We start from the raw sequence: 26957 nt of genomic DNA on the forward strand, positions 1-26957 counted from the left end.
GTCCCGTCGCGTCGTCCGGGAGGGAGGATGGGCGGGTGACCGCACCGGACTCGCGCCTCTCTCGCCGCCTGGGCACCGGCGACGCCGTCGCCGTCGGCCTCGGCGCGATGATCGGCACCGGCGTCTTCGTCGCCTGGCAGCCGGCGGCGTCGGCGGCGGGCGCCTGGCTGCTCGCCGGGCTGGCGATCGCCGCGTTCGTCGCCTTCTGCAACGCGACGTCGACCGCCCAGCTGGCCGCCGTCCACCCGCAGGCCGGCGGCGCTTACCACTTCGGCCGGCTGCGGCTGGGCGAGGCGTGGGGCGCGCTCGCGGGGCACGCGTTCGTGCTGGGCAAGTCGGCGTCGTGCGCGACGGCGGCGCTCGCGGTGGGCGCGTACCTGTGGCCGGAACGGGCCGTGCCGGTGGCGCTGGCGGCGGTCATGGTGGTGACGGCGGTCAACCTCGCCGGGGTGACGAAGACGGCGCGGGTCGGGGCGGTGCTGGTGGCCGTCGTCGCCGCGGTGCTAATGGTGGTCGTGGTGACGGGGCTGAGCGGCGCGGGCGTCGCCGCGGACTGGTCGTCCGGGCCGTCGTCGGCCGGGCCGCTGGGTGTGCTCGGCTCGGCCGCCGTCCTGTTCTACGCGTTCGCCGGGTACGCGCGGATCACGACGCTGGGCGAGGAGGTCCGCGACCCGGCGGCGATCCCGCGGGCGGTCGTGGTATCGCTGACGGCGACGCTGCTGCTCTACGCCGTGGTCGGGCTGGCGGTACTGCTGGTGCTCGGCGCGCCCGGCACCGCGGCGTCGTCGCAGCCGCTGCGCGACGTGGCCGCGGCGGCGGGCGCCGGGTGGCTGGAACCGGTCGTGGCCGCGGGAGCTGCGGTGGCGGCGCTGGGTGCGCTGCTCTCCCTGCAGGCGGGGGTGGGACGGACGGCGTTCGCGATGGCCTCGTCCGGCGACCTGCCTCGCGCACTGGCGGCCGTGCATCCGCGGCGCCGCGTCCCGCACCGTGCCGAGCTGGCCTCCGCGGTGGTGACGGTGCTGTTCGTGCTGATCGGCGACCTCGCGACGACGCTCGCGGCGAGCGCGTTCGCGGTGCTCGTATACTACGCCGTCGCGAACGCCTCGGCGTGGCGGCTGGGACCGGAGGAACGGCGCTGGCCGCGCTGGCTGTCGGCGGCCGGGCTGGTCGCGTGCGTGCTGCTCGCGGTGTCGCTGCCGTGGGAGACCGTCCTCCTCGGCGCCGCCGTTCTCGCCGCGGTGATGCTGCTACGAGCGGCCGCGCTGAAGCGTGGGGCGCGATCAGCGCAGGGCTGACCGGATCTCGCCGACGCGGACGCCGCCGCCGAGGACGGGTGCCGCGGCGAGCTCGTCGAGCACCGGCGCGTCCACGCCCAGCCGCTTCAGCGCGGCGACCAGGACGACCATCCGCGCGCGCTGACCTCCGTCGTCGATCTTGACGGCGACGGCGCGGCCGTCGTCGAGCGCGGCGGCGATGACGGCTTCGGCGCCGGCCTTGGCGAACAGGCCGGGGACGCCGCGGATCAGCTGCGCCTCGTCGCGGGTGGTGCCGCTGGTGTACTCGGGGTGCTTCTGGATCGCCTCGGCCACCCGCCGCTCCGGCGTCCCCGACGGCGCCAGCGCGAGCGAGCGGAACAGTCGCGCCAGCCCGACGAGGGGCATCGCGAACAGCGGCGCGCCGCAGCCGTCGACGCCGGTGTGGGCCACGGGCGCGCCGGCCAGCTCACCGACGGTGTCGCGGATCGCCGTCTGCAGCGGGTGCGCGGGGTCCAGGTAGCCCTCCGTCGGCCAGGAGTTCACGACGCAGGTGAGCAGCATGGCGGCGTGCTTGCCGGAGCAGTCGGCGGTGAGCGACGACGGCTCGCCGCCCTTGCGCACGTAGTCGGCCATCGTGTCGGCGTCGATCGGGTAGCCCGGCGTGTTCCGCAGCGCCGACTCGTCCAGGCCCGCCAGCTCGAGAATGCGCCGGACGCCCTCGAGGTGGATCGGCTCGCCGGAGTGGCTGGCGGCCGCGAGCGCGAGCAGCTCGCCGTCCAGCGGCAGACCGAGCCGGAGCATCGCGGCCGCCTGGGCCGGCTTGTTCGACGAGCGCGGGTACATGGGAGCCTCGGCGGCCCCGGCGGCGAAGGCCACCGACCCGTCGGCGGCCAGCGCGGCCACCGAGCCTCGGTGCCGGGACTCCACCAGCCCCGATCGGACCACCTCAGCCACCAGGACGGCGTCGCCCGCGTGCATGTCGCTCCTCGTGTTCTCGCCGCGTTTCGGTGCGACGATCCTGTCACGAGCAGCCAGCCGCCCCGCCCTCAGCTGGTGAAGCCCCCGTCCACCAGCACCGACGTCCCGGTGATGTAGCGGCCGTCGTCACCGGCGAGGTGCGCGACGGCGCGGTCTTGCTCATCGCGTACAGCCGGTGCGGTCGAACTCGTCGGCGCCGAGCTCGTCGATCGGCCCGGCGGAGTACAGGGCGGCGTTGTTGACCAGGGCCACCCGGCCGGTCGGGGGAAGCGATGTGTTCATGCCGTCGATCCTCCGGTTCGGCGCGGAGGGCTGCTGGCGGCGAACGGCCGCCGCGTTCGTGCGACGATGCGGGGCATGCGAGCGGTCGTGCAGCGGGTGACGTCGGCGTCGGTCTCCGTCGATGGGAAGGCCGTCGGCCGGATCGAGCCGGACGGGCAGGGCCTGCTGGTCCTGGTCGGGGTGACGCACGACGACGGCGCCGACGGCGCGGCCAAGCTGGCCCGCAAGGTGTGGGGGCTGCGGATCCTGGACGACGAACGGTCGGCGTCCGACGTGGGCGCGCCGATCCTCGTCGTGAGCCAGTTCACGCTCTACGCCGACACCGCGAAGGGCCGCCGCCCGTCATGGGGCGCCGCCGCGCCGGGGCCGGTGTCCGAGCCGCTCGTCGCCGCGTTCGTCGCGGCGCTGCGCGGGCTCGGCGCGCACGTCGAGACCGGCGTCTTCGGCGCCGACATGAAGGTCAGCCTGGTCAACGACGGCCCGGTGACCCTGATCCTCGACGCCTGAGCGCGTCGCCGACGGAGGGAGCTCCATGATCATCGTGACCGGTGGCAGCGGCCAGGCCGGCCGGGCCTGCGTCGCCGACCTGACGGCGCACGGCTACGACGTCGTCTCGGTGGACCTCGCGCCGCCCGCCGACCCGTCGGTCCGGCACAGCCGCGTCGACCTCACCGACTACGGGCAGACGGTGGCGGCGTTCGCCGGCATCGACGACCGCGTCGACGGTGTCACCGGCATCGTGCACCTGGCCGCGATCCGGGCGCCGGGGCTCGCGCCGAACCCCGTCACGTTCTCCGTCAACACGCTGAGCACCTACAACGTGTTCGAGGCGGCCCGGCAGCTGAACATCAAGAACCTCGTGTGGGCGTCCAGCGAGACGGTGCTCGGCCTGCCGTTCGACACCCCGCCGCCCTACGTGCCCGTCGACGAGGAGTACCCGGGCCGGCCCGAGACGGCGTACTCGCTGTCCAAGCTCGTGGGCGAGACGATGGCGGAGCAGTTCTGCCGGTGGGACCCCGAGCGGAAGATCATCGGGCTGCGGCTGTCGAACGTCATGGACCCCGAGGACTACGCGCGGTTCGCCGCGTTCCAGGACGACCCGCTGGCACGCAAGTGGAACCTGTGGGGCTACATCGACGCCCGCGACGCCGCCCAGGCGATCCGGCTGGCGCTGGAGGCGCCGCTGACCGGCGCCGACGTGTTCGTCATCGCCAACGCCGACACCGTCATGGAGCGGCCGAACGGCGAGCTGCTGGACGAGGTCTTCCCCGGCGTGGAGCGGCGCCGCGACGTCGGCGTGCACGACACACTGCTGGCCATCGACAAGGCCCGCCGCGTGCTGGGCTACGAACCCCGCTACAGCTGGCGCACCGCCTGAGCGGCTAGCGCAGCTGGGCCCGCACGTGCAGGCCGGCCTCGGGGTCGACGACGACCTCCTGCGCGGCGGCCACCCCGCCGGCCAGGAGCTGTGCGTCGACCGGGGTGTTCCGCTTGACCACGGCGAGGGCGATGGGGCCCAGCTCGTGGTGGCGGGCGGCCGATCCGACGGTGCCGACGGCACGGCCGTCGAGCTCGACGGGGGCGCCGTGCTCGGGCAGCGTGTCGACGGAGCCGTCGAGGTGCAGCAGCACGAGCCGGCGCGGCGGCCGGCCCAGCGTGTGCACCCGGGCGACGGTCTCCTGGCCGCGGTAGCAGCCCTTGTCGAGGTGGACGGCGGTGCCGATCCAGCCGACCTCGTGCGGGATGGTGCGGTCGTCGGTGTCGAGGCCCTGGCGCGGCTCGCGCGCCTCGATGCGCAACGCCTCGTACGCCCACACGCCGGCCGGGGCGGTGACGTACGCGGCGAGCTCGGCGCGCGGGACGAACACGTCGCGGCCGCGCTCGGTGACCCGGCTCAGGTGCCGCGCCGGCTGCGTCACCGGCTCCCACACGACGGCGTACTCGTCGGTGACGTCGGTGATCTCGACCTGGGACCAGAACGTCATCTTCTCGAGGTAGTCGCGCAGCGGCTCGGCGGAGGACCGCTCGACGTGGAACCAGAACGCCTCGCCGTCGTCGACGCCGTACAGCGCGTGCTCGACCCGGCCGTTCGCGTCGAGGACCAGCGCGGACGTGGCCCGGTGCGGCTCGAGCCGCTCGACGTGCTGGGTGATCAGCTGGTGCAGCCAGGTGAGGCGGTCGGGGCCGCCGACCCGCAGGACGCCCCGGTGGGAGAGGTCGACCGCGCCCTCGCCGGCGACGAGACGGCGCTGCTCGCGGAACGGGTCGCCGTAGTGCGCGGCGACGCCCTCGTCGGGCTCGGTGGCCGCGACGGCTCCGGGGGTGTCCAGCAGCGGGCTGCGGTAAACGTCCATGTCTCTATCGAACACCCGGCGAAGCCGGATCAATCCCTGGCTTCCGTTGCTCCGGTCACCCGCTTCAGCTCCGCCGACAGGTGCGGCTGCAGCTCGTGCCCCATGGCCGACATCTCGTAGACGTACATGAGCGCGCCGTTGACCAGCCCGTAGAGCCGGTGGCCGGTGCGGTAGTCCTTCGCCGTCTCGGTCTTCAGCACGCCGCGGGTGGCCAGCTCGACCCGGGCCGGCTCGGTCTGCCCGAGGTAGATCTCGACGAACCCGGTCGGGTGCGTGAGCAGCACCTCGATCTCGCCGTTGTCCTGCGGCCGCCAGTAGCCGGTCTCGCGCGCCGCCGGCCGCACCAGGTTGCCGTCGTCGTCGAGGATCCAGCTGCGGCTGCGGTAGGAGAGGAACGGTTTGTCCGGCACGTAGGTGAACTCGACCTCCTGGCCGAACCGGAACGCCTCGATGGTGGGGTAGTCGCCGAGGCCGGCGCCCTCCCAGCGGCCGAGCAGCCAGGCGATCGGCAGGCAGGCCGGGTGGAGGTCGTCGGGGATCTCGATCAAGCCTGACCCTTGAACAGCTTGTAGACCACCAGCAGGCCCATCAGGCCGGCGGCGACCGTGACCAGGACGAGGATGCTGGTGAAGACGAGTTCGAGCACGGTGCGGAGTCTATCCGGTCGCCGCGGCCGGCCCACAGCCACGTCATACTTGAGTCATGTCGACTCAACTCTTGGACGGGTGGTGGCGCGACTACGCGGTGCTGGCCCTGCGGCTGGGCCGGCGCCTCGAGGAGTCCGGCGCGGGCCCCGGGCTGATCTACACCGGGCCGGAGGAGTGGCGGACCGCGGTCGCGGCGGAGGATCCGGTCGCAGCCGGCCGGCTGGCCGACGATGCCGGCGCACTGCGCGAGACCGTGCCGGTGGACGGCGTCCGGGCCGAGCGGCTGCGCGCCACGCTGACGGCGATCGAGGCGGTCGCCCGCGGGCTGGACGGGGTCACGATGCCGTTCGCGGAGTACGCCGGCCGCTGCCTGGGCGTGCCCGTGGCGCCCGAGCCTGACGACACGTTCGCGGCCGCCCACGACCGCTTGGCCGGCGCGCTGCCGCCGGGGCCGGGATCGCTGGCGGAGCGATGGCACGCCTGGCAGCGGGCGCACCAGCTGCCGGACGAGCGGGTGGCGGAGTGCGCCGAGGCCGCCGTCGCCGAGTGCGTCGCCCGCACCCGGACGCTCGCCGCGCTGCCGGAGGTCGTCGAGATCGACGTCCGGCAGGAGCCGGGCCCGAACCGCGGCCACCACGCCGGCGGCGGCCGGGGCACGCTGTATCTCGCCGCCGGTCAGCCGTTCAACGGCGCCGACCTGCTGTACGTCGTCGCCCACGAGACCTTCCCGGGCCACATCGCCGAGTCGATGCTCACCTACGGCGACACCGCGGCCGAGCCCGAGCGGGCGGTCCGGCCGCTGCTGTCGCCGGCGTTCGTGGTCAGCGAGGGCATCGGCCTGCACGCCCAGGAGATCGCCTTCCCGGGCGACGAGGCGCAGCGCTGGCTCGCCCATCACGTCCTGGACGGCGCCGTCGCCGGCGAGCTCGCCGCGATCCACGAGGCCCGGACGGCCTTGTGGGGCGCGTGGGGCAACGCCGCGCTCCTGGCGGCCGAGGGCCGGCCGGACGACGAGGTGGCCGGCTACCTCACCCGCTGGGCGCTGCTCACCGAGGCCGAGACCGCCTGGGCCGTCGCGTACCTGCGTTCGCCCGGCGCGGGCGTCTACGTGCAGGGCTACTTCCAGGGCTGGAAGCTGGTGCGCGGGTGGCTCGATGCGGACGCGGACGGCCGGCGGGCGCGGTTCGCCCGGCTGCTGACCGAGCCGCTCTTCCCGGCCGAGCTGCGCTACTGAGGCGGCAGCAGGTCCATCGCCGCCGTCCCGCTGGGGAACTCGACCGGGAGCGACACGTGCTCGTGGGTGATCGACCACGCGCCGCCGGTCCGGCGGAGGGCATCGCTCGCCCGCACCCAGTAGCCGACCTCGCGCCCGGTGGCCAGCGTGCCGCTGGTGCGGATCAGCATGTGCACGGCGGCGACGTCACCGCCGGCCTCGACGTGCAGGTCGCTGACCTCCTGGCCGATCGGGCCGTCCCAGCGGCCGAACCAGTCCGCGAACCGGGCCCGCAACGCGTCGGCGCCGGCGTACAGCAGCGGCGGCACGAGGTCGAAGTAGACGATGTCGTCGGCGTAGAACGACATGAGCCGCTCCAGGTCCTTGGAGCGGATGGCGTCCGAGCGGTGCTCCAGCAGCGCGCTGATCTCCGTCATGGTGTCGGTCATACCCATCCGACGAGTCGGCGCCGCCGGATGTGAGGCCCGTAGGCTGGCGACCATGGAGCGACGTCTCGTGGTCAAGGTCACCGCCGGCTCCGACGCGCCGGAGCGGTGCTCGCAGGCGTTCACCGTCGCGACGACGGCGCTCGCGGCTGGTGCGACGGTCTCGCTATGGCTCACCGGCGAGTCGTCGTGGTTCGCCCTGCCCGGCAAGGCCGCCGAGTTCCAGCTGCCGCACGCGGCGCCGCTGCCGGATCTGCTGGACGCGCTCTTGGCCGGCGGGACGGTGACGCTGTGCACCCAGTGCGCCGCCCGCCGCGACATCGGCCCGGACGACGTCATCGACGGAGTCCGCATCGCCGGCGCCCCGACGTTCGTCGAGGAGATCATGGCCGACGGCGTCCAGGCCCTCGTCTACTGAGGGTGGAGCCCCACTGGCCGTCCCCCTGCTGCCCGTTCTTGGCAGCTATCAGGGGGACGGGGGCAGAGCGGGCACGACTCGCCGTTGGCGTGCCCGTTTCGCCCCGTTTATCGGAATGTAGACAGCGATGATCATCCAGGATCGCCTACATCACGAGGATTACCTGAGCATCAACACCCCTGCAGCCCTGGTGATGCTCAGGCAATCCTCGTGATGGCCCCGGAATCACGGTGAAATCTCACCAGGTGGACATCCAACGACACCAAACTCACACAGAAGCGCGGCCCGAACGCCGAACGCCGCGGCGTCGTCGCCACACTGCCCCCGTCCCCTTGATAGCTGCCCGTTCTTAGCCGCGGGCGCGCGGGTCAAGTCCAAGGCCCCCAACCACAGCCGAAGAGCACACAGTCGGAGGCCGCGGACTTGAGGCGCGCGCCCGCGGCCAAGACAATCGGGCAGCAGGGGGACGGGCCCAACGCAGCAGGGGGACGGGCCCAACGCAGCAGGGGACGGGGCCCAACGCCGCAAACGGGGCCGGCGAGTGCCGGCCCCGTTCGTGCGAGATCGATCAGCTGACGTAGACGTCGACGTCGGTGACGCCGACGTCGGCGACGACCGAGCGGTCGACCGTCGCGGCCCCCGGCGCCAGGGTGCGCAGCGTCCACGTGCCGGGCGCGGCGAAGAACCGGAACTGGCCGGTGGCGCTGGTCGGGACCTCGGCGGTGAACTCGCCGGTCGCGTCCAGCAGCCGCACGTACGCGCCCGCCAGGGGCGCGTCATCGCGGTGGACGACGCCCTGGATGACGGTCTCCTTGGTGGTGTCGACGCCGTCGAGCGAGACGCCGCCGGTGGTGGCTCCGCACATGAGATCACGCCGTCCCGGGCTCGTCGCCGGTCGCGACCGGCACGCCGACCAGCGAGCCGTACTCGGTCCACGAGCCGTCGTAGTTCTTGACGTTCTGGATGCCGAGGATCTCGCGCAGCACGAACCAGGTGTGCGACGAGCGCTCGCCGATGCGGCAGTAGGCGATGGTGTCCTTGCCGAAGTCGACGCCGGCCTCGCCGTAGAGCGCCCGCAGCTCGTCGTCGGAGCGGAAGGTGCCGTCGTCGTTGGCCGCCTTGCTCCACGGGACGTTGGCCGCGGTCGGGATGTGGCCCGGAACCTGCGACACCTCCTGCGGCAGGTGGGCCGGGGCGAGCAGCCGGCCGGCGTACTCGTCGGGCGAGCGGACGTCGACCAGGTTCTGGCTGCCGATGGCGGCGACGACCTCGTCGCGGAAGGCGCGGATGGAGTTGTCGGGGTCCTTCGCGGTGTAGGTGGTGGCCTCGCGGGTCGGTACGGCGTCGACCAGCTCGCGGCTCTCCAGCTCCCAGATCTTCCGGCCGCCGTCGAGCAGGCGGACGTCCTCGTGGCCGTAGACCTTGAAGTACCAGTAGGCGTACGCGGCGAACCAGTTGTTGTTGCCGCCGTAGAGCACGACGGTGTCGTCGTTGGAGATGCCGAGACCGCCGAGCAGCGCCTCGAACTGCTCCTTGTTCACGAAGTCGCGGCGGACCGGGTCACGCAGGTCGGTCGACCAGTTGACCTTCACCGCGCCGCGGATGTGGTTCTTGTCGTAGGCGGCGGTGTCCTCGTCGACCTCGACGAGCACCACCTTCGGGTTGTCGAGGTTCTGCTCGACCCAGTCGGCCGAGACGAGGCTGGACTCGCGGCTCATGACGCGACCTCCGTGGTGTTGGGTTGGGATGGGAACAAACGCCGGTAGGCGAGGTAGATCTCACAGCCCAGGCAGAAGCCGAAGGCGGCGTTCAGGAAGGCCGCGGCCAGGGCGGCCGCGACGGCGACGTACGCGACGGCGGTCAGCCCGGCCGCGAAGGCGATGACGCCGGCGACGGCGAACACCAGCCCGACGGTCTGGGCGAACCGCGGCGGCGCGGCGTCCTCGAGCTCGCCGGGCGGACCGAGACGGGGCCGGACGAGCCGCGCGTACAGCACCCCGTACGGCGCCCGCGGCAGCCCGAGCAGCGCTCCGGCCGCGAACACCACGCCCTGGACGGCCAGCAGCCAGGCGCTGCCGGTGACCAGGACGAGCGCGAGGACGACGGTGGTGAGCGCGGCGGCGAACCGGGGACCTCGGGGGTCGATGCGAGTCGGCATGGTCCTCCTGACGTGGACGGAACGGGAGACGATCGTCAGGAACGGCGGCACGCCGGAAGGCGCGGATGCGAGAGACCGCGCGGCGGGGCCGTTCCCCGTCAGGGAAGACAGAGCATGGACGCGGCGCGACCGAAGTCGATGGCGCGGCGCTTCCAGAGCTCTGTGCGGAACATGTGACCGAGCGTACGGCGACAGCCCGCCGCCGTCACCGTCCGTATCAAATACCGAGATATGCCGTCTCGCGATCCGGCCAATTGTCCTTTTCCTTGTGGAACTCGCCGCTGCCTGAGACCTCGCGGTCGGCTTGGAGGCGGTCAGGCGGGAAGGGCGGGCAGCGCGGCCCGAACGTCGGCCAGGCGCGGTGCCCCCGTGGCCCGCCGGACGATGCGGCCGCTGCCGTCGAGCACCAGCGTGGTGGGCGTCCGCAGGATGTTCAGGCGGCGGACGAGGTCGAGGTGGTGCTCGGCGTCGATCTCGACGTGCACCACGCCGTCGGTGTCGGCCGCGACGTGCGCCAGCGTGGCACGCGCCGCCCGGCACGGCTGGCAGAACGCCGTCGAGAACTGCACCAGCGTGGCCCGTTCGCCCAGCGGCGCCCCGAGCTCCTCCGGTCCCAGCAGCTGCTCGTCCACCCGCGCCTCCACCACCCGGCCGTCGCGCGCCCGCCGCCACAGCCCGAACGCCGTGGCGGCCGCGAGCACGGCGACCACGACCACCAGTCCTGTCACATCGAGGACAACGCGCCCGCCGCGCCGGCGGATTCCCGCGGGTCTCAGCTGACGAAGATGCGGCCCAGCACGTAGGCGACGGGGGCGGCGGCGACGAACGGCAGGCTCACCCGGAGCGGCAGGAACGCGGCGGCGCCCCGCGGAACCGCCGCGACCTCGGCGCCGTCACCCGTGCCGGCCTCGGCCGCGGGGGCGCCGCCCACCCGCACCGCCACCGGCTCCGGCTGCGGCGTGAACTCGTCGGCCAGCCGGTCGACGGCGGCGAACGCGACGGCGGCCAGCAGCCCGGCGAAGGTGGCGACGACGACGGCACTGACGGCGGGCACGGCGTCGCCGACCCAGTCGGTGGTGAGCACCAGCGCGCCGGCGCCCAGCGCGGCGAGCAGCACGCCGATGAGCCGGCGCACCGCCCGCGACATCGGCAACGCCTCGGCGAGCCCGACCGCGCCGACGCCGAGCAGCGCCAGCCCCACCGGGTACTCGCCGTCGCCGGACTCGCGCAGCGCCAGCCAGGCCACCGGCAGCACCGCCAGCACGCACGCGGTGACCGCCACCGCCAGCGACGTGGTCAGCCCGGACCGCCCGTCGCGTCGCAACAACTGCACGACGATCGACGCCACCAGCGTGGGACCCAGCACCGCCGCCATGGGCGTGAGGTCGGAGCCGCCCTCGGCCCACGTCCACGCCAGCGCGCCGAGCCCGGCCACCAGCGCGATGCCGGCGGACCAGCGAGCCGCGCCGGCCCGGGCTGCGGCGACGCCGCCCAGCGTGAAGATCAGGATGACCAGGGCGAGGCCACCGGCCAGGAGCGTGCTCCCCGACGCCGATGCGAGCGCCAGCACGCCAGCGAGGGCGGCGACGGCCAGCGAGGCATGAACGGAGGGCACCTTTGAATGCTCGCAGACGCGGACCGCCCACCCACGCCGAAATGACAACAACTCCACAACAGTCCGGCTGCCCCTGAGGCACGGCGTGATCTCGATCTCGCCTCCTGGACGCCACCTCGTCTCCTACGGTATATGGCACATCGTTCTACGTTGACGGGCACACCGCACAGGACGTTCGAGAGGATCCACTGGACATGACGAACATTCGCGGCCGTATGGCGGCGCTTCTGGCCGTCGCCGCGGTCGCCCTGACGGCGTGCGGCGACGACTCCGAGCCGTCGGCGGACGAGACCAGCACCGAGGCACCGAGCGAAGTCCCGTCGGACGAGCCGTCCACCCCGGAGGAGACGGCCCCGCAGTTCAGCTGCCCGCCGGAGCTCAGCGGCTCGCTGCCCGAGGGCCTCGACCCGGACGACTGCTGGTCGTACCCCGACCTGGAACGCCCGGCGCTGGTCGACGGCACGGTCTTCGCCCTCGAGCCGGATGCCTCCGACCCCACGTCGGCACGGCGCATCGTCGCGCTGGACGCCGAGACCGGCGAGCGGCTGTGGAAGTCCGAGGTGCTGCCCGGTCCGGTGTCGGCGCTGCGGGCCGCCGAGGTCGACGGCGAGCCCGGCGTCGCCGTGGTGGTCACCGAGAACGACGCCGGCGACGCGCTCACCGAGGCGTCGACGGCGTGGGGCTACCTGGCCTGGCCGGCCGACGCCGGTGGCGACGAAGGGGGCGACGCCGGCAGCGCGGACCCGTCCTTCCCGGCCGCGGTGCACATCACCGTGCCGCAGGGCGAGAACCCGCACACCGAGGTGTTCTGGACCGATCAGGGCGTGCTGGCCGGCGACTTCCTCCTGAAGCCGGGGGCCACCGAGTTCGTCCCGGTCAACCGTGACCCGGAGCCGATGGTCGTCGGCCAGTACGACCTCGACGAGTACTTCGCGGGCGTCTCCGGTGACCTGCTGATCTCCTACGTCCGCGGCATCGCCTACGAGATCTCGGAGAACGGCGACACCTATGTCGGCTGGCTGGCCCGCACGTTCGACGGCGCCGAGGCCTGGAACACCGTCACGTCGACGCCGAACGAGGAGGACCTCCTGTTCGCCGAGGGCCCGAACCAGATGACGATGCTGGTCGGCCCGTACCTGCTGACCATCGCCGCGACGGACGAGAACGCCACCGCGTTCGAGGTCACCTGGCTGGACGCCGCCACGCACGAGCCGGCCACGCCGTCGGCCGCCGACCTCGTCGGCGTGGAACCGGTCATCGCCGACCCCGGCGGCCTGGGTGGCGCCGGCGCGCTGCTCTCCCCCGACGGACGGCGCCTGTTCGCGGGCTCGTCGAACGGGGCGCTGATCCTCGACGTCGAGGCCGGCACGGTCACCCCGGTCGCGACGGACTTCGCGATCCAGGGGTCCGCCATCGACGACTCGACGGTCTACGGCTCGACCGAGAACGGCACGCTGACCCTCGACCTCGCCAGCGCGCAGGCGACGGCGATCGACCCGCCGCGGCAGCCCTTCGACCTCGTCGACGGCGAGTACGGCGTCGCGATCATCGAAGGCGCGGTCGGCGAGCCGAACTACGTGGTCGGCGGCCGCCGCACCGACGCCGGCTGACGCTCGCGCGGGGACGGGCCCACCGCCACCCCCTCGTTGATCTTGGAGTTGTTCGGCATTCGCGGGGCGAAATGTCCGGTAGATGGCCGAACAACTCCAAGATCGACTTCGGCGCGGCCAGGGAGTCGGGACGGGGGCGTTCGCGGTCGTCAGCCGCCGGCGAAGGGCGGGAGCAACTCGATCGCCGACCCCTCGTGCAGGACGACGGCAGCGGGGTCGCGGGACCCGGCCGGGGTGCCGTCGACGACGACGGCGCAGATGTCGAGGACCGCGGCGAAGCGCGGGTTGTCGCGGTGCGCCGTGCGGGCAGCCGCCAGCGCCTCGGCGAGCGTGCCGGCGTCGACGACCTCCTCGGGGATGCCGGCCGCCGCGCGGATGGCCGCCCAGTACCGCAGCGTCACCTTCGCCATCAGGACATCATGCCCCGCACCGGCTCGGCGGCGACGGTGTGCTCGTCGAGCCAGGCGCCGATGCGGGTCACCAGCGACTCGGTGGCTCCGGCCTCGGCGTGCCCGAAGCCGCGCTCCAGCCAGAGGGTGGCGACGGGCGCCGCCGCGTGCACCTGCCAGGCGTGGTGCACCGGGAAGTAGTCGTCCTTGTCGCCGTGCACCACCAGCAGCGGCACGTCGAGCTCGGCGGCCGCCGCCCGCGCGTCGATGGGGTCGGGCGTGGACCAGCCGGCCGGCGAGACCCGGGTGCGGCGCAGCAGCCGCAGCAGCATGCGGCCGGGCTTGGTGAGGATGAGCCGCAGCAGTGTCCGCATGGCGGCGGTGCCGCGGTAGAACCACTCGCCCGGGACGCTGACGGCGGCCACCGCGCCGACGCCGCGGTGCAGCGCACCGTGGCGGATGGCGACCGCCGAGCCCAGCGAGAAGCCGAGCGTCGCGACCCGGCGGTAACCCAGGGCGTGGGCCCAGTTCACCGCCGCGTCCATGTCGAGCACCTCGCGCCAGCCCAGCGTCGAGTGCCCGCGCGACCGGCCGTGCCCGCGCAGGTCGAGCAGGACCACCGACGCGTGCTCGCTCAGCCAGCTCGCGATGCGCTTCATCTGCGGGCTGCGCGAGCTCTGCGTGAAGCCGTGCGCGACCACGACGGCGAGGTCGCCCGTGCGCCCGTCGCGCCGTGGGAAGTACCGGGCGTGCAGCAGCGTCCCGTCGGCCGCCTGCAGGCGGCGCGAGTGTCCGGAACGTTGCGGGCGTGCGTCCGGTCGGGGTGCGGTGACCGCCCCGGAAATGTGGAGGTCCGGCATATCAGCTATTCTCTCTCACCAAGGGACCTGGGCGACGACGCCTGCAGGTCCCTTCTGCGTTCACCGGCCCCCGGCCGAATGGAGGTCGCGACATGGCAACCATCGTCCTGCTGACCAACTCCCTGCAGCCCTCGGCCGAGGTGCTGCCGGCTCTCGGATTCCTGCTGCACGACGTCCGGGTGCTCCCGGCGGAGGCCTCCGCGCTGGTCGACGCGCCCACCGGTGACGTCGTCGCCGTCGACGCCCGCCGCGACCTCTCCCAGGCGCGCGGCCTCACCCGGCTCATCCGCACCACCGGCGTCGACGTCCCGCTGATGGCCATCGTCACCGAGGGCGGGCTGGCCGCCGTCACCGCCGAGTGGGGCATCGACGACGTCCTGCTCGACTCCGCCGGACCGGCCGAGGTCGAGGCGCGGCTGCGGCTCGCGCAGGGCCGGCTGGCCGCGGCCGGCGACGACGCCCCCGACGAGATCCGCTCCGGCGACCTCGTCATCGACGAGGCCACCTACACCGCGAAGGTGGCCCGGCGCACGCTCGACCTCACGTACAAGGAGTTCGAGCTGCTCAAGTTCCTCGCTCAGCATCCCGGCCGCGTGTTCACCCGCGCTCAGCTCCTCCAAGAGGTGTGGGGCTACGACTACTTCGGTGGTACCCGCACGGTCGACGTCCATGTGCGGCGGCTGCGCGCCAAGCTCGGCGCCGACCACGAGTCGCTCATCGGCACGGTGCGCAACGTCGGCTACCGGTTCGTCCCTCCTCAGCAGGGCCGCTCGGGTCGCCCGACGGCCGGCGTCCCGCTCCCTGACGAGGCTCCGCTCGCCGAGCGGAGCGACGTCAGCATCACGCTCGCCGACTGACCGGTAGGGTCGGCCCATGGCCGACTACGTCACCGCCGGTCCGGCGCGCACCTGGTACGAGCGCTACGGCGCCGGCGACCCGCTGGTGCTGCTGCACGGCGGCATGGTCGACGCGCGCTGGTTCGAGCCCAACGTCGGCCCGCTGGCCGAGCGGTTCACCGTCTACACGCCCGACCTTCGCGCGCACGGCCACACCGCCGACGTCGAGGGCCCGCTGACGTTCGAGGCCTTCACCGACGACATGATCACGTTCCTCGAGCAGGTCGTCGACGGCCCGGCCGACGTGCTGGGGCACAGCGTCGGCGCGTTCGTGTGGCTGCAGGTCGCGCTGCGACGACCCGAGCTGGTGAACCGGCTGGTGCTGATCAGCGGCGGGTTCAGCAAGGAGGGCGAGGCGGTGCCCGACGCGCCGTGGGACGTCGACCTGCTCGAGCAGTTCCTCGGCCCGTCCTACGCCGAGGTGTCGCCCGACGGCGCCGAGCACTTCCGCGTGGTGGCCACCAAGATGGGCGAGCTGGCGAAGCGCGAGCCCCTCGCGCCGGCCGACGTGGCGAACGTCGCTCACCGCACGCTGCTCATGGTCGCCGACGACGACATCGTCACGCTGCCGCACATGGTCCAGATGTACGACGCCATGCCGAACGCCGAGCTGGCGGTCGTTCCGGGAACGTCACACTTTCTCACGCAGGAGAAGCCCGACCTGGTGAACGCGCTGGTGCTCGACTTCCTGACGAAGAACCCAGTACCGACCGTCGCGCCGGTCCGGCGGGCGCCCGCGGCCGGCTGAGCCATGGCGACGACGTTCACGGCGGCGGAGGTCACCGAGATCACGGCGCTGGCCGAGCGGGCCCGGGCGGCCGACGGCGTCGCCCCGTTCTCCGACGACCTGTTCCCCGCCGTCGGGTCCGGGACGACGGCGGCCGCGCTGGGCGCTCGCGCCGGCGACCGCCTCGTCGGCGCGGCGTACGCGGCCCCGCAGGGCGACCGGCTGGCCGCCGAGCTCGTCGTCGACCCCGAGTACCGCCGGCAGGGGCTGGGCGGCACGCTGCTCGCCGACCTGCTCGACTTCCTCACCGGCGAGCTGTGGCTGTGGTCGCACGGCGACCACCCGGGCGCCGTCGCGCTGGCCCGCCGGTACGGCCTCGAGCGGGCCCGCGAACTGCTCCAGCTGCGTCGCCGGGTGGCGCCCGGGTCGCTGCCGGAGCCGCGGCTGCCCGACGGCGTCCGGCTGCGGGCGTTCCAACCCGGCCGCGACGAGGCCACCTGGCTCGAGGTCAACAACGCGGCGTTCGCCTGGCACCCCGAGCAGGGCGGCCAGACGCTCGACGACATCCGGTCCGCCGAGACCTCGCCCGGCTTCGACCCGGCCGGCTTCCTGCTCGCCGTCGACGCCGACGACCGCCTGCTCGGCTTCCACTGGACCAAGGTGCACCCGCACGACCCGAACCCGGGCCTCGGCGGGGTGGACGAGCCGATCGGCGAGGTCTACGTGCTGGGCGTCGCGCCCGAGGCGCACGGCCGCGGGCTGGGCGGCGCGCTGACCGTCGCCGGGCTGCGGTACCTGGCCGACGTCGCCGGCGTGCGCACCGTCACCCTCTACGTCGAGGGCGACAACACCGCCGCCGTCCGCCTCTACGAGCGCGAGGGCTTCACCCGCCACGCGGTCGACGTCGCCTACCGCCGCGCCGGCTGACCGGCTCACTCGCGCAGGCCGATCGCGTCGACGGGGCGCAGCCGCAGGGCCGCACGAGCGGGAACGCCGATGGCCAGGAACCCCAGCAGCGCGGTCACCAGCACGATCCCGGCGAACCCGGCCGGCGAGACCGACGGCAGCGGCGACTCGGTCAGCCCGACGCTGACGCCGACCAGCGGCGGCAACGCGACCAGCAGCCCGACCACGACCGACACCGCGACGATCACCGCCGCCTCGACCCGCATCATCGCCAGCACGTGCCGCCGGCCGGCCCCGGCCAGCCGCAGCAGCGCGAACTCGCGGGTCCGCTCGGCCGTCGCCATGACCAGCGTGTTCACCACCGACACCGCGAGGTAGGCGAGCAGCGCGAGGATCGCGACCAGGCTGGTGGACGACTCCGCGGCCCGCTCGGCCGAGCCGGCCGCGGTCAGGTCGGCGCCGGTCGCGGCGACCAGCCCCGGGTGGTCGCCGGTCACCCGAGCGACGGCGTCGCCGGCGGCATCGGCGTCGCCACCGCCGACCAGCACCCAGCTGTCCAGCCCGGTGGTCGTGTGCGCCGCCAGCTGGTCGTGCGGCAGCGTGACGTCGCCGAAGCCCAGGCCGCGGCCGTAGACGGCGACCACGGTCGGCTCGATCTCGGTGCCGTCGCCCAGCACGAGGTCGACGGTCTCGCCGACCGACGCGCCGAACGTGGCCGCGGCGGTGCGGCTCAACGCCACCGTGCCGTCGCGCAGGTCGCCGAGGTCGCCTTCGCGCACCTCCAGGTCCAGGGTGTGCTCCAGCCCGTCCGGGTCCAGGCCCTGGGCGGGGAACGTCTCCATGGTCGGCTCGCCGAGTTCGGAGTAGCGGGCGACGATCCGGCTGTGCACGACCGGCGTCACCGTCGTGTCGTCGTCCAGCTCCCGCCGCAGCTCGTCGGTCACGGCCGGGGCGACGCCGCCGTCCTGCCCCGTCACCACGTGGTCCGCCACGACGCCGTCGACGGTCTGCCGGCCGGCCGCGGCGGCCAGCGTGCTCTGGCTGAACAGCTGGAAGGAGACGAACGCGACGGCGAGCACGATCGGGGTGACGGCCGCGGCCAGCCGGCGCGAGTTGGCCCGCATGTTCGCCGTCGCCAGGTAGCCGTGCACCGGCGACAGCCGTCGCACCGGCCCGCCCAGCAGGCCGGCCGCCGCGCCCAGCAGCCGCGGCCCGAGCAGCGCCACGCCGATGGCCAGCAGGAGCACGCCGCCGGCCGCACCCGCCACGCCCACCATGCCGGGCACCAGCAGCGGGATGCCGGACGCCGCCACCCCGAGCAGGAGCAGCACCAGGCCGGTGACGACCCGTCCGGCGCCCAGCCGCGACTTCTCGACGGCGCTCTCCCCCAGGGCCTCGACGGGGTTCAGCCGCGACGGCCGCCGGGCCGCCACCCACCCCGCCAGCCGGGCCGTGACCAGGCACAACACGACCGCCGCGAGCCCCGGCACCGGGCTCATGGCCAGCTGGAAGTCCTCCGGCAGCAGCCCGGAACCGGCGAAGGCCCGGCCCAGGACGAGCGCCAGCAGGTAGCCGGGCACCGCGCCGATGACGGCGGCGGACGTCGCGAGCAGCATGACCTCGGCGCCGACCAGCCGCCGGACCTGCCTGCGCGTCGCGCCGACGGCGCGCAGCAGGGCGAACTCGCGCCGCCGCTGCTGGATCGACAGCGCCATCGTGCCGGCCACGACGAACATCGCGATCAGCACCGTCGTGCCGCCCAGTGACGCCGCCATGACCGTCAGCTCGACGCGGGCCCGGCCGATGTCGAAGAACTCGACGTGGCCGCGGGCGTCGCCGGTGGACGTGCGCACCTCCGGCACGGCGTCGGCGATCCGCTCGGCCAGGCCATCCGCGGACTCGCCGTCGGCCGCGACCACGCCGATCGCGTCCCAGCGGGCGGACTCGTCCACGCCGGCCAGCGCGGCCACGGCGTCGTCGGTCAGGAACACCGCGGACTCCCGGGCGTCGCCGTCCGGCCGCGACACCACGCCGGTCACCGTGTACTCCGACGCGACGCCGCCGACGGCCAGTTCGATGCGGTCGCCGGCGACGACGTCCAGGGCGGACGCGAGGTCGTCCTCCACCGCCACCTCGTCGTCGCGCGCCGGCGCCGCGCCGCCGTCGGCGACCGCGAACGGCGTCAGCGCCGCCGCCGACCAGCCGTGCCCGGCCACCGGCCGCTCGGTCTCCGCGACGGCGCCGCCGGCCACCACGCTCAGCGGGACCCTGACGTCCCCGGCCGCCTCGGCCACGCCCGGCACGTCCGCGACCGCGTCGACCACGTCGGCCGGCAGCCGGACCCGTTCGGACAGCCCCAGGTCGGTGTCCTCGACGACGGGCAACGCCTGGACGCCGCTGACGACGACGTCGGCGCCGGCGTAGCGCTGCGGCGGCAGGCCGCCGCGGACGCCCGACTCCACCAGCACGGCAAGCGCCGTCACCAGCGTCGAGGCGAGCAGCACGGCGAGGAACGCGCCGGCCGATCCGGCCTTGCGGCCGTGCATCGTCTTGCGGGCCAGATCGCGCATGGTCACCACGCCCCGAGCTTCGTCATGCGCTCGGCGACCCGCTCGGCCGTCGGCGTCTCCATGACGCTGGTGAGCCGGCCGTCGGCCAGGAACAGCACGCGGTCGGCGAACGACGCCGCGACCGGGTCGTGCGTCACCATGATCACCGTCTGGCCGCTGTCGTCGACGACGCGGCGCAGCAGTTCGAGCACCTGCCGGCCGGTCCTGGTGTCGAGGGCGCCGGTGGGCTCGTCGGCGAACACCGCGTCGGGCCGCGTGACCAGCGCCCGGGCGATCGCCACGCGCTGCTGCTGGCCGCCGGAGAGCTGCGCCGGACGGCGCTGCAGGTGCTCGCCCAGGCCGACCGACCCGGCCACCCGGGCGATCCGGTCGCGGTCGATGTCGCGACCGGCCAGCCGCAGTGGCAGCCACACGTTGTCCTCGACGGTCAGCGAGGACAGCAGGTTGTAGGCCTGGAAGACGAAGCCGATGCGGTCGCGCCGGACCACGGTCAGCTCGTCGTCGGAGAGCGCGGACAGTTCGGTGTCGCCGAGCCGGACCGAGCCCGACGTCGGCCGGTCCAGCCCGGCGGCGCACTGCAGGAACGTGCTCTTGCCGGAGCCGGACGGGCCCATGATCGCCGTGAAGGTGCCGGTGGCGAGGTCGACGCCGACCTCGCGCAGCGCCGTCACCCGGTTCTCGCCGCTGCCGTAGACCTTGGTCACGGCGTCGAGCCGGACCGCCGGTGCCGTCCTGGTGTGCACGTCGTTCCTCCCTGTAGGACCTGGTCACGACGCTATTGAGCGGGCACGGGGGTGACGATCCGGCTGGCGCCCCGATCGATGGTGGTGCTGGGTATACCGACTCAGCGGGGGTCGCTCGGGCATGCTGGGGACATGGGCAGGGTGCGGGTGGCGGCCGGGGCGACCCGGCGGGCGCTGCCGTTCCTGCTGCGCGGCCTCGTGAGTTCGGCGGTGGCGCTGGTCCTGCTGATCCGGGTGCTGCTGGTGGCCGCGTTCACCCTGATCGGGGTCGGCTGGCCGGCCATCCCGTCGACCGTGCGCGCCGTGCGCCGCTGGGCCGGGGACGAGCGCCGCAGGGTCGCGGCCTGGACCGGCCGCCCGGTCCCCGCGCCGTACCCCCCGCCGATCCCGGACGACCCGGCGATCCCCACCCGCGCCCTGCTGGCCGAGCCGGCCACCCGCCGCGACCTCGCGTGGCTGCTGGTCCACGGCCTCACCGGCCTGGTCGCCGGCTTCCTGGCGATCCTGCTGCCGCTCAGCGTCGTCAATGCCGCCGTGGTGCCGGTGTACTGGTGGGCCGTGCCCTCGGACGAGCCGGTCCAGTCGCCGTACCCGGTGACGTCCTGGCTCGGGGCGCTCGGCATGCTGCCGCTCGGCCTGGGCTGGCTGGTGCTGACGCTGGTCCTCGTGCCGCTGCTGGCCCGGTGGCAGGCCGGGGCCGCGGCCCGGCTGCTGGCGCCGACGAAGGACGCCCGGCTCAGCGAGCGGGTCACCGAGCTGACCGCGACCCGCGCGGCCGCGCTGGAGGCGCACGGCGCGGAGCTGCGGCGCATCGAGCGCGACCTGCACGACGGCACCCAGAACCGGCTGGTCGGCGTCATCATGCACCTGGGCATCGCCGAGCGGGCCCTACGCCGCGACCCGGCGTCCGCGCTGCCGCTGCTGCTCAAGGCGCAGGACCAGGCCGCCGACGCGCTGAGCGAGCTGCGCGACGTCGTCCGCAGCATCTACCCGCCGGTGCTGGCCGAGCGCGGTCTCGACGGCGCCCTGGCCGCGCTGGCCGCCCGCTGCGCGGTACCGTGCACGCTCCGTGTCGATGGGCTGCGGCGGCTGCCCGCCGCGCTCGAGGCCGCCGCGTACTTCGTCGTCGCCGAGGCGCTGACCAACACCGCCAAGCACAGCGGCGCCGACCACGCCGGGGTGACGGTGACGCTGCGGCCGCCGGCCGAGCCGGGTGACGAGGAGGCGCTGGTGATCGAGGTCCGCGACGACGGCCACGGCGGCGCCGACGAGTCCGGGGGCAGCGGGCTGGCCGGCATCCGTCGCCGGGTCGCCGCGTTCGACGGCCACACCGACGTGACCAGCCCGCCCGGCGGGCCGACGGTCGTGCGGGCGGTGATCCCGTGCGCGTCGTGATCGCCGAGGACGACACCCTGCTGCGCGAGGGTCTGGTGCTGCTGCTGGCCAGCGAGGGCATCGAGGTGGCCGCCGCCGTCGACAACGCCGACGACTTCCTCGCCGCGGTGGCCGCCGAGCGGCCCGACGCCGCCGTCGTCGACGTCCGGCTGCCGCCCGGCTTCACCGACGAGGGCATCGCCGCGGCCGCCGCCGCCCGGCGCGAGCGGCCCGGCCTGCCCGTGCTGGTGCTGTCCGCCTACGTCGAGGACAGCTACGCCACCGAACTGCTGGCCGGCGGCGCCGACGGCGTCGGCTACCTGCTCAAGGAGCGGGTCGGCAAGGTCGAGCAGTTCCTCGACGCCCTGCACCGCGTCGTCGCCGGCGGCACCGTCATGGACCCCGAGGTCGTCTCGCAGCTCATGGTCCGGCGCCGCGCGGACGACCCGGTCCGCACGCTGACGCCGCGCGAGCGCGAGGTGCTGGCGCTGATGGCCGAGGGCCTGGCCAACCCCGACATCGCCGAGCGGCTCGTGGTCACCGAGACCGCCGTCAGCAAGCACATCCGCAACATCTTCGCCAAGCTCGGCCTCGCCCAGGGCGACGCCGGCCACCGCCGCGTCCTCGCCGTGCTGGCCTACCTGCGGTCCTGACGAGCGGCCAGCCCGGCCGCAGATGATCACGTTCACCACGAAATTTCGTGTCGCACTACGCCTGCGATCGTGTCGAGGCTCGGGTGATCCTGGTGATGGCCCCGCCCGGCGACGGCGCCCGCCATCCGGCACCGCGCACCGTCGGCCGGGCGGTCACGACGCGCGACGCGCACTCCGGCCGCGGAGACCGGAACCGCAGGCCCGTCCCGTGCTACCCAGTGTTCACCCGCGCGTGTCAGCATGGGCACATGGCGGAGCCGACGAAGCCGGAAGAGCGCTACCTCGACCGCGAGTTGTCCTGGCTCGCCTTCAACACCCGGGTCCTCGAGCTGGCCGAGGATCCCGACCTGCCGCTGCTGGAACGGGCCCGGTTCCTGGCCATCTTCTCCAGCAACCTCGACGAGTTCTACATGATCCGCGTGGCCGGCCTGAAGCGGCGCATCGCGGCCGGCGTCGCGGTCCCGTCGGTCAGCGGCATGATGCCGCGCGAGGTGCTCGAGCGCACGCTCGACCGCACCAGGGAGCTGGCGGCCAGGCAGACCAAGTGCTTCCGCAGCGACGTGCTGCCGGCGCTGGTCAAGGAGGGCATCGACATCGCTCGGTGGGACGATCTCGACGACGCCGAACACGTGCGGCTGCGGCGGCTGTTCAGCGAGCGGATCTTCCCGGTGCTGACGCCGCTGGCGGTCGACCCCGCGCACCCGTTCCCCTACATCTCCGGGCTGTCGCTGAACCTCGCCGTCGTCGTGCGCAACCCGCGCAACGCCACCGAGCACTTCGCCCGGGTCAAGGTGCCGCCGAACTTCCCGCGCTTCCTGCCGGTCGCCGAGCAGCGGTTCGTGCCGCTCGAGGACGTCATCGCCGCGCACCTGTCGCAGCTGTTCCCCGGCATGGAGGTGCTGCAGCACCACACGTTCCGGGTCACCCGCAACGAGGACGTCGAGGTCGAGGAGGACGACGCCGAGAACCTGCTGACCGCCATGGAGCGCGAGCTCATGCGGCGGCGGTTCGGTCCGGCGGTCCGGCTCGAGGTCGAGGAGACCGTCGACCCGCACGTGCTCGACCTGCTCCAGCGCGAGCTGGGCGTCAGCGACGGCGAGACGTTCATGCTGCCCGGCCCGCTCGACCTCACCGGCCTCAACGCCATCGCCGACCTCGACCGCGCCGAGTTGCGGTACCGGCCGTTCCTGCCGGCCACCCACCGCGACCTGCGCGACGTCGAGTCCGCCTCGCCGGCGGACATGTTCGCCGCCATCTCCAAGGCCGACGTGCTGGTGCACCACCCGTACGACTCGTTCTCGACCAGCGTGCAGCGCTTCGTCGAGCAGGCCGCGGCCGACCCCCGGGTGCTGGCCATCAAGCAGACGCTCTACCGCACCAGCGGCGACTCCCCCATCGTCGACGCGCTCATCGACGCCGCCGAGGCGGGCAAGCAGGTGCTCGCCGTCGTCGAGATCAAGGCGCGGTTCGACGAGCAGGCCAACATCACCTGGGCGCGCAAGCTGGAGCAGGCCGGCGTTCACGTCGTCTACGGCCTGGTCGGGCTGAAGACGCACTGCAAGCTCTGCCTCGTCGTCCGCGACGAAGCCGGCGGCATCCAGCGCTACAGCCACATCGGCACCGGCAACTACCACCCGCGCACGGCCCGCATCTACGAGGACATGGGCCTGCTCACCGCCGACCCGGACGTCGCCGAGGACCTCAACCACCTGTTCAACACGCTGTCCGGCTACTCGCTGGAGTCCGACTACAAGCGGCTGCTGGTGGCGCCGCACTCGCTGCGCAGCGGCATCATCGAGCGCATCGAACGCGAGATCGAGCATCACCGAGCCGGCCGCCCGGCGCGCATCCGGTTCAAGATGAACAGCATCGTCGACGAGGCCGTCATCGACGCGCTGTACGAGGCGTCGGCCGCCGGTGTGCCCGTCGACATCTGGGTGCGCGGCATCTGCAGCATCCGCGCCGGCGTCCCGGGCCTGTCCGAGAACGTGCGGGTACGCAGCATCCTGGGCCGGTTCCTCGAGCACTCGCGCATCTACTCCTTCGAGAACGGCGGCGACGCCGAGCACTGGATCGGCTCCGGCGACCTCATGCACCGCAACCTCGACCGCCGGGTCGAGGCGCTGGTCCGGCTGAGCCGGCCGGAGCACAGGCAGGAGGCGGAGGGCCTGTTCGACCTCGCCTTCGACCCCGGCACCGCGTCCTGGCACCTGCGCCCCGACGGCACCTGGGACCGGGTGAACACCGGGCCCGACGGCGAGCCGCTGGCGGACATGCAACGGGTCCTCATCGAACGCAAGCAGCGTCGGAGGTCCACCACGTGAGCCGTGCGGAGCAGGCCGCCCGACCACACACCGCCCGTGAGGTCGAGCAGAAGTTCCGCGTGCACGGACTGTTCCGCATTCCCGATCTCTCCACCCTGCCCGGGGTGTCCGCCGTCGACGACCTCGGCACGGCCGAACTGGAGTCGGCGTACTACGACACCGCCGACCTGCGACTCGCCCGCGAAGGCATCACGCTGCGCCGGCGCAGCGGCGACGACGAGGGCTGGCACCTGAAGCTGCCGGCCGCCGGCGCCGGCGCCCGCGACGAGCTGCGGCTGCCGTTGGAGGCCGGCGACGCGCCGCCGCCCGAGCTGGCCGCGTTGGTGCGGGTGATCACGCGGACGGCGCCCCTGCGGCTGGTCTCGACGCTGCGCACCACCCGGGCCCGCCAGGTGATCCGGTCCGGCGGCGACGACGCCGGCGAGCTGGTCGACGACACCGTCCACGTGGTCGGCGCCGACGGCGCGGTCGCGGCCCGGTTCCGCGAGCTGGAACTGGAGGAGCGGCACGGCGGCCCGCTGATCGCGACGGTGGCGGCGGCACTGACCGACGCCGGCGCCGTCGGCGGCGAGTTCGTCGCGAAGGTGGTCCGCGCGCTCGGCCCCAATGCCGCGGCGCCGCCGGAGGTGCCCGAGCTGCCGGTGCCCCGGCCGAAGGACCCGGCCCACGACACGCTGGTCGCGTACCTGGCTCGACACGTGCGGGCGTTGCGTGCCGCCGACGTCGCCTTCCGCCGCGAGCCGGCCGACCCCGAGGCCGTCCACCAGCTGCGGGTGGCCGCCCGCCGGCTGCGCAGCGGCCTGCGCACGTTCCGGCCGCTGCTGGACCGGCCCTGGGCCGAGGAGCTGCGCGCCGAACTGGCCTGGTTCGCCCGCTCCCTCGGCGAGCTGCGCGAGGGCGACGTACTGCGCGAGCGGCTGGAGCGCCACTGCGCCGACCTGCCGCCGGACCTCCCGGCCACCGAGGTGAAGCAGCTGCTCGCCGAGGTGCTGGGCGGCACGGTGACCGACGCGCGGGCCCGCGTCGGCGCGCTGCTCGACGACGAGCGGTACCTCACCCTGCACGACCGCCTGGTGCGGGCCGTGGCCAAGCCGCTGACCCGGCCCGATGCCGAGCGGCCGGCCCGCGACGTACTGCCGGGGCTGGTCGAGAAGGCCTGGACGAAGCTCGCCGCCGCGGCGGACGACCTCACCGACGCCTCGCCCGACGAGGAGTGGCATGCCGCCCGGCTGGCCGCCAAACGCACCCGCTACGCCGCCGAGGCCGTCGCGCCCGTGCTCGGCGGCGACGCCAAGTCGTTCGCCAAGCAGATCGAGAAGATCACCGACATCCTGGGCGAGCACCAGGACGCCGCCCTGGCCGCCGCGAAGGCCCGCGACCTGGCCAACACCGACCACGCCTCCGCCGACGTCGCGTTCGCGCTCGGCGTGCTGGCCTCGAACGAGCGCGCGCACGTGCACGCCGCCCGCGCCGCGTTCGCCGGCACCTGGCGGCACGTGCGACGGGCGAAGTGGCGTCGATGGATGCCGACGTGAGGGCCGGGCGCGACCCCGTACTCGCCGCCGGGGCCGTGGTGTGGCGCGAGCAGCCCGGCGCACCGGACGGCGGGGTCGAGATCGGCCTGGTGCACCGCCCGCGGTACGACGACTGGTCGCTGCCCAAGGGCAAGCTGGAACCGGGCGAGTCGCTCCTGGTCTGCGCGGTCCGCGAGGTGTTCGAGGAGACCGGGCACCGGGTGACGCTCGGCCGGCCGCTTCCGCCGCAGTACTACACCACCGGGGGCCGGCTCAAGACGGTGCGCTACTGGCTGGCCGAGGCCGACCCGCACGCCGCCGAGCGGCTGCCCGACCGCGAGATCGACGAGGTCGTGTTCCTGCCGGCCGGCGAGGCGGTCCGCCGGCTGTCCTACGAGCGCGACGCCCAGCTCGTCCGTGCCGCGGTGCGCGGCCCGCTGCGCACCACACCCCTGGTGCTGCTGCGGCACGCCAAGGCGGTGCCGCGGACGGCGTGGTCCGGCCCGGACATCGAGCGGCCGCTGGCCGACGAGGGGACCGCCGTCCTCGAGCCGCTCGGCGAGGCGCTCGGGACGCTCGGACTGCGGCGGGTGCTGTCCAGCGACTCCGTCCGGTGCGCCGAGAGCGTGCGCGCGTTCGCCCTCAAGCAGGGTCTGGTGGTCGAGCTCGAGCCGCACCTGTCGGAGGAGAGCCTGCGGGTGCGCCACGACCACCATCCGGCCGAGGCGATCATCCGGTCGCTGCTGCACGGCGGCCCGGCCGTCGTCTGCTCGCACCGCCCGGTGCTGCCGCTGCTGTTCGGGGCGGCCGGCGTCGAGCCGGGCGACGGCCTGGAGCCGGGGGCGTTCGCCGTGCTGCACCACGAACAGGGACGCGTCGTGGCGGTGGAGCGTCACGCCCCGCCCCGTCCGGGTGGGTCCCCACCCTAGGGGTGGGCACCGACTAGGGCGCGTCTCCTTATTGGCGTAGCCAGATGGTGACGGCGGCGAGCACGATGCCTCCGCGGTAGGTGAGGGCGAGCTTG

Annotated in this window: 28 protein-coding genes; 14 read left to right on the top strand and 14 right to left on the bottom strand. The window is 74.0% G+C overall.

Going from position 1 to position 26957, the window contains the following annotated elements; translation table 11 throughout:
* Window positions 1–35 precede the first annotated feature (35 nt).
* Window positions 36–1295 carry an APC family permease gene (locus DY240_RS04035; RefSeq protein ID WP_119658676.1) on the top strand — a complete coding sequence of 420 codons (1260 nt, stop codon included), beginning with the start codon at window positions 36–38 and terminating at the stop codon, window positions 1293–1295.
* On the opposite strand, the gene DY240_RS04040 is transcribed toward DY240_RS04035, so the two are convergent.
* Both DY240_RS04040 and DY240_RS33655 read right to left on the bottom strand, forming a co-directional pair.
* Window positions 1281–2234, bottom strand: a complete 954-nt coding sequence (locus DY240_RS04040; RefSeq protein ID WP_119658677.1) for an asparaginase — start codon at window positions 2232–2234, stop codon at window positions 1281–1283. The genes DY240_RS04035 and DY240_RS04040 overlap by 15 nt on opposite strands.
* Window positions 2235–2393: 159 nt before the next feature.
* On the bottom strand, window positions 2394–2516 hold the full coding sequence (locus DY240_RS33655; protein WP_267901639.1) for a hypothetical protein: 123 nt from the start codon (window positions 2514–2516) through the stop codon (window positions 2394–2396).
* 75 nt (window positions 2517–2591) lie between these two features.
* On the opposite strand from DY240_RS33655, the gene dtd reads away from it, so the two are divergent.
* Complete coding sequence (gene dtd, locus DY240_RS04050) at window positions 2592–3023, top strand: D-aminoacyl-tRNA deacylase (protein WP_119658678.1); 432 nt, start codon at window positions 2592–2594, stop codon at window positions 3021–3023.
* A 25-nt stretch (window positions 3024–3048) separates the two neighbouring features.
* A complete protein-coding gene (locus DY240_RS04055; protein WP_119658679.1) occupies window positions 3049–3894 on the top strand; it encodes an NAD-dependent epimerase/dehydratase family protein in 846 nt (281 codons plus the stop codon).
* 4 nt (window positions 3895–3898) lie between these two features.
* Here DY240_RS04055 and ygfZ read toward each other — a convergent pair whose 3' ends face one another.
* Both ygfZ and DY240_RS04065 read right to left on the bottom strand, forming a co-directional pair.
* Complete coding sequence (gene ygfZ, locus DY240_RS04060; protein WP_119658680.1) at window positions 3899–4870, bottom strand: CAF17-like 4Fe-4S cluster assembly/insertion protein YgfZ; 972 nt, start codon at window positions 4868–4870, stop codon at window positions 3899–3901.
* A gap of 29 nt (window positions 4871–4899) precedes the next feature.
* Window positions 4900–5418, bottom strand: a complete 519-nt coding sequence (locus tag DY240_RS04065) for an FABP family protein (RefSeq protein ID WP_119658681.1) — start codon at window positions 5416–5418, stop codon at window positions 4900–4902.
* A gap of 154 nt (window positions 5419–5572) precedes the next feature.
* On the opposite strand from DY240_RS04065, the gene DY240_RS04070 reads away from it, so the two are divergent.
* Window positions 5573–6751 carry a hypothetical protein gene (locus tag DY240_RS04070; RefSeq protein ID WP_147375190.1) on the top strand — a complete coding sequence of 393 codons (1179 nt, stop codon included), beginning with the start codon at window positions 5573–5575 and terminating at the stop codon, window positions 6749–6751.
* Here DY240_RS04070 and DY240_RS04075 read toward each other — a convergent pair.
* On the bottom strand, window positions 6745–7167 hold the full coding sequence (locus DY240_RS04075; RefSeq protein ID WP_199700796.1) for a YybH family protein: 423 nt from the start codon (window positions 7165–7167) through the stop codon (window positions 6745–6747). The genes DY240_RS04070 and DY240_RS04075 overlap by 7 nt on opposite strands.
* 64 nt (window positions 7168–7231) lie before the next feature.
* Between DY240_RS04075 and DY240_RS04080 the strand changes: the two genes are divergently transcribed.
* Entirely contained in the window at window positions 7232–7594 is a 363-nt protein-coding gene (locus DY240_RS04080; RefSeq protein WP_119658684.1) for a DsrE family protein, read from the top strand.
* Between the two features lie 568 nt (window positions 7595–8162).
* On the opposite strand, the gene DY240_RS04085 is transcribed toward DY240_RS04080, so the two are convergent.
* The 5 genes from DY240_RS04085 to DY240_RS04105 all read right to left on the bottom strand — a co-directional run bounded on the left by DY240_RS04085 (window position 8163) and on the right by DY240_RS04105 (window position 11367).
* Window positions 8163–8459, bottom strand: coding sequence for a DUF1416 domain-containing protein (locus DY240_RS04085; protein WP_119658685.1), 297 nt, complete (start codon window positions 8457–8459; stop codon window positions 8163–8165).
* A gap of 4 nt (window positions 8460–8463) precedes the next feature.
* Window positions 8464–9312 (bottom strand): sulfurtransferase, encoded by an 849-nt coding sequence (locus DY240_RS04090; RefSeq protein ID WP_119658686.1) that lies wholly within the window; start codon window positions 9310–9312, stop codon window positions 8464–8466.
* Window positions 9309–9752 (bottom strand): DUF4395 domain-containing protein, encoded by a 444-nt coding sequence (locus DY240_RS04095; RefSeq protein WP_119658687.1) that lies wholly within the window; start codon window positions 9750–9752, stop codon window positions 9309–9311. Before DY240_RS04095 ends, DY240_RS04090 begins: the two co-directional genes overlap by 4 nt.
* 314 nt (window positions 9753–10066) lie before the next feature.
* Complete coding sequence (locus tag DY240_RS04100; protein ID WP_119658688.1) at window positions 10067–10480, bottom strand: thioredoxin family protein; 414 nt, start codon at window positions 10478–10480, stop codon at window positions 10067–10069.
* A 44-nt stretch (window positions 10481–10524) separates the two neighbouring features.
* Window positions 10525–11367: a hypothetical protein gene (locus DY240_RS04105; RefSeq protein WP_147375191.1), complete on the bottom strand. Its 843-nt coding sequence runs from the start codon at window positions 11365–11367 to the stop codon at window positions 10525–10527.
* A 194-nt stretch (window positions 11368–11561) separates the two neighbouring features.
* Here DY240_RS04105 and DY240_RS04110 point away from each other — a divergent pair, with 194 nt between their 5' ends.
* Window positions 11562–12977: a PQQ-binding-like beta-propeller repeat protein gene (locus DY240_RS04110; RefSeq protein WP_119658690.1), complete on the top strand. Its 1416-nt coding sequence runs from the start codon at window positions 11562–11564 to the stop codon at window positions 12975–12977.
* A gap of 149 nt (window positions 12978–13126) precedes the next feature.
* Here DY240_RS04110 and DY240_RS04115 read toward each other — a convergent pair whose 3' ends face one another.
* Both DY240_RS04115 and DY240_RS04120 read right to left on the bottom strand, forming a co-directional pair.
* The gene (locus tag DY240_RS04115) at window positions 13127–13387 is read right to left on the bottom strand and encodes a MoaD/ThiS family protein (RefSeq protein WP_199700798.1); all 261 of its coding nucleotides are present in this window, start codon (window positions 13385–13387) and stop codon (window positions 13127–13129) included.
* Window positions 13387–14226, bottom strand: a complete 840-nt coding sequence (locus DY240_RS04120; RefSeq protein WP_199700801.1) for an alpha/beta hydrolase — start codon at window positions 14224–14226, stop codon at window positions 13387–13389. Before DY240_RS04120 ends, DY240_RS04115 begins: the two co-directional genes overlap by 1 nt.
* Before the next feature lie 92 nt (window positions 14227–14318).
* Between DY240_RS04120 and DY240_RS04125 the strand changes: the two genes are divergently transcribed.
* The 3 genes from DY240_RS04125 to mshD are packed head-to-tail and all read left to right on the top strand — an operon-like array spanning window position 14319 to window position 16776.
* On the top strand, window positions 14319–15083 hold the full coding sequence (locus DY240_RS04125; protein ID WP_119658691.1) for a response regulator transcription factor: 765 nt from the start codon (window positions 14319–14321) through the stop codon (window positions 15081–15083).
* 16 nt (window positions 15084–15099) lie between these two features.
* On the top strand, window positions 15100–15870 hold the full coding sequence (locus DY240_RS04130; protein ID WP_119658692.1) for an alpha/beta fold hydrolase: 771 nt from the start codon (window positions 15100–15102) through the stop codon (window positions 15868–15870).
* A 3-nt stretch (window positions 15871–15873) separates the two neighbouring features.
* Window positions 15874–16776, top strand: coding sequence for a mycothiol synthase (mshD, locus tag DY240_RS04135; protein WP_119658693.1), 903 nt, complete (start codon window positions 15874–15876; stop codon window positions 16774–16776).
* A gap of 5 nt (window positions 16777–16781) precedes the next feature.
* Here mshD and DY240_RS04140 read toward each other — a convergent pair whose 3' ends face one another.
* Window positions 16782–19325 (bottom strand): ABC transporter permease, encoded by a 2544-nt coding sequence (locus tag DY240_RS04140; RefSeq protein WP_233552604.1) that lies wholly within the window; start codon window positions 19323–19325, stop codon window positions 16782–16784.
* Between the two features lie 2 nt (window positions 19326–19327).
* Window positions 19328–20068 carry an ABC transporter ATP-binding protein gene (locus DY240_RS04145; protein WP_119658695.1) on the bottom strand — a complete coding sequence of 247 codons (741 nt, stop codon included), beginning with the start codon at window positions 20066–20068 and terminating at the stop codon, window positions 19328–19330.
* Between the two features lie 132 nt (window positions 20069–20200).
* On the opposite strand from DY240_RS04145, the gene DY240_RS04150 reads away from it, so the two are divergent.
* The 5 genes from DY240_RS04150 (at window position 20201) to DY240_RS04175 (ending at window position 26862) form a co-directional block, all read left to right on the top strand.
* Window positions 20201–21463, top strand: coding sequence for a sensor histidine kinase (locus DY240_RS04150; protein ID WP_119658696.1), 1263 nt, complete (start codon window positions 20201–20203; stop codon window positions 21461–21463).
* Entirely contained in the window at window positions 21451–22095 is a 645-nt protein-coding gene (locus DY240_RS04155; protein WP_119658697.1) for a response regulator, read from the top strand. The genes DY240_RS04150 and DY240_RS04155 overlap by 13 nt, the downstream gene beginning before the upstream one ends.
* A gap of 248 nt (window positions 22096–22343) precedes the next feature.
* The gene (locus DY240_RS04160; protein ID WP_199700803.1) at window positions 22344–24419 is read left to right on the top strand and encodes an RNA degradosome polyphosphate kinase; all 2076 of its coding nucleotides are present in this window, start codon (window positions 22344–22346) and stop codon (window positions 24417–24419) included.
* Complete coding sequence (locus tag DY240_RS31645; RefSeq protein WP_158602727.1) at window positions 24416–25954, top strand: CYTH and CHAD domain-containing protein; 1539 nt, start codon at window positions 24416–24418, stop codon at window positions 25952–25954. Before DY240_RS04160 ends, DY240_RS31645 begins: the two co-directional genes overlap by 4 nt.
* Window positions 25951–26862 carry an NUDIX hydrolase gene (locus tag DY240_RS04175; RefSeq protein ID WP_158602728.1) on the top strand — a complete coding sequence of 304 codons (912 nt, stop codon included), beginning with the start codon at window positions 25951–25953 and terminating at the stop codon, window positions 26860–26862. Before DY240_RS31645 ends, DY240_RS04175 begins: the two co-directional genes overlap by 4 nt.
* Window positions 26863–26957 lie beyond the last annotated feature (95 nt).

Source organism: Jiangella rhizosphaerae (assembly GCF_003579925.1).
GTDB classification, from domain to species: Bacteria; Actinomycetota; Actinomycetes; order Jiangellales; family Jiangellaceae; genus Jiangella; species Jiangella rhizosphaerae.